This window comes from Polaromonas sp. P3_C2 (assembly GCF_056402675.1).
Genome location: NZ_JBFUGX010000761.1, coordinates 1 through 1,777 on the forward strand (window position 1 = coordinate 1; position 1,777 = coordinate 1,777).

Consider the following 1,777-nt stretch of genomic DNA (forward strand, 5'->3'; position numbering starts at 1 on the left):
CGCCCGGGCTGTGCAAGGCCTGGGGGCGGCCGTGATGATGGCGCTCACTATGGCGTTTGTCGGCGAGGCGGTTCCTAAGGCCAGAACCGGCAGTGCCATGGGGCTGCTCGGCACCATGTCTGCGGTCGGCACCGCGCTGGGGCCATCGCTGGGCGGTGTCCTGATTGCTGTATCGGGCTGGCAGGCCCTGTTCTTCGTCAACGTACCGCTGGGAATCCTGACTTTTTTCCTGGTGCATCGCTACTTGCCCGTTGATCGCAAGGAGCGGAAGGCAGATCGTCCCCGCTTTGATCGCCTGGGCACACTGCTGCTGGCCTTGACACTCGCGGCCTACGCCTTGGCCATGACAACGGGGCGCGGCCATTTCGGTCCGATCAACATGGCGCTGCTGCTGGCGGCTGTTATCGGCGCCAGCTTTTTCGTGCTCGTCGAATCGAGAGCGAAATCCCCTCTGGTCCGGCTCGCGACGTTCCGCGCTCCAGGCTTGAGCGCAAGCCTCGCCATGAACACGCTCGTTGCGACCGTGATGATGGCGACGCTTGTGGTCGGGCCGTTTTATCTGTCCCGTGGTCTCGGGCTCAACGCCGCGCTGGTCGGTATCGTCATGTCGGTCGGCCCCGTCATTTCAGCATTGAGCGGCGTCCCGGCCGGCCGCATGGTGGACCGCCTGGGTGCGCCGTTCATGGCCGTCGCCGGGCTCATCGCCGTGGCCACCGGCGCGGCGGCGCTGGCCGCGCTTCCAGCGATGTTCGGTGTTGCGGGCTACGTGGCCGCCATCTTTATCCTGACCCCGGGATATCAGCTGTTCCAGGCCGCCAACAACACCGCTGTCATGACGGATATTCCTTCGGACCAGCGGGGTGTCATTTCCGGCATGCTCAACCTGTCGCGCAATCTGGGGCTCATGACCGGGGCCTCCGCGATGGGGGCCGTGTTCGCGTTTGCCTCAGCGCCGGACATCACGACCGCGGGTGCCGGGGCTGTTGCCACCGGCATGCAGGTCACGTTCGCGGTTGCGGCGGTGCTGGTTGTCATCGCAATCGCCATCGCCATCGCTGCCGGGGGCCGCATGCGCGCAAAACCCAGGCTCAGCCGCTAACTTTCTCTTCTTTCGTCACCAGCCAGATCCCATAACAAACCAGCAACAAGGCCAGGCCGTTTTTCCACTCCAGGAAGCGCTCATCCAGAAACACCGCCGACAGCAGTGTCCCAAAAATCGGCACCATGAAATTGAACACCGTGATCATGCTCACGCGGTTGTACTTCAGCAAAATCGTCCACAGCGAGAACGCCGCGGACGACAGCACCACGAGGTAAACCATCAACAGGGTGGACTGAAGCGTGAAACCCCTCAATGTTCCGCCGGTAGCAACACCGATCAGCAGCAGCGCCAGGCCGCCTATGGCCAATTGCCAGCCTGTCAGTACCACCGAATCCACGCGCTGCGACACCTTCTTGCCGTAAATACTGGCGGCCGACAGCACAAAAGCGGCGATCACCACAAAGCCTTCGCCCAGCAGCGTGAAGTCGAAGGTCAATAGGCCTTCGCTGAAGTTCACCACCATCACGCCGGCAAAGCCCACCATGCAGCCCAGCACCTTGTTGAAGCTGAGCCGGTCATTCTTGTAGATGTAATGCGCCAGCAGCACGCTGAAGAAGGTGCCCGTTGCATTCATGATCGAGCTCTTCACGCCGGTGGCGTACGCCAGGCCGATGTAGAAGAACACATACTGCAGGCTCGTCTGCGTGAGGCCCACCAGCGTCACCTGGCCGAAGG

At 62.5% G+C, this 1,777-nt stretch carries 2 protein-coding genes; one reads left to right on the forward strand and one right to left on the reverse strand.

Features of this window, described 5'->3' with window-relative positions:
* A partial coding sequence (locus tag AC1DWI_RS21620; protein WP_477725727.1) for an MFS transporter occupies positions 1–1,099 on the forward strand: 1,099 nt, incomplete at its 5' end.
* Here AC1DWI_RS21620 and AC1DWI_RS21625 read toward each other — a convergent pair.
* On the reverse strand, positions 1,089–1,777 hold a 689-nt coding region (locus tag AC1DWI_RS21625; protein WP_477725728.1), incomplete at its 5' end, for a DMT family transporter. The genes AC1DWI_RS21620 and AC1DWI_RS21625 overlap by 11 nt on opposite strands.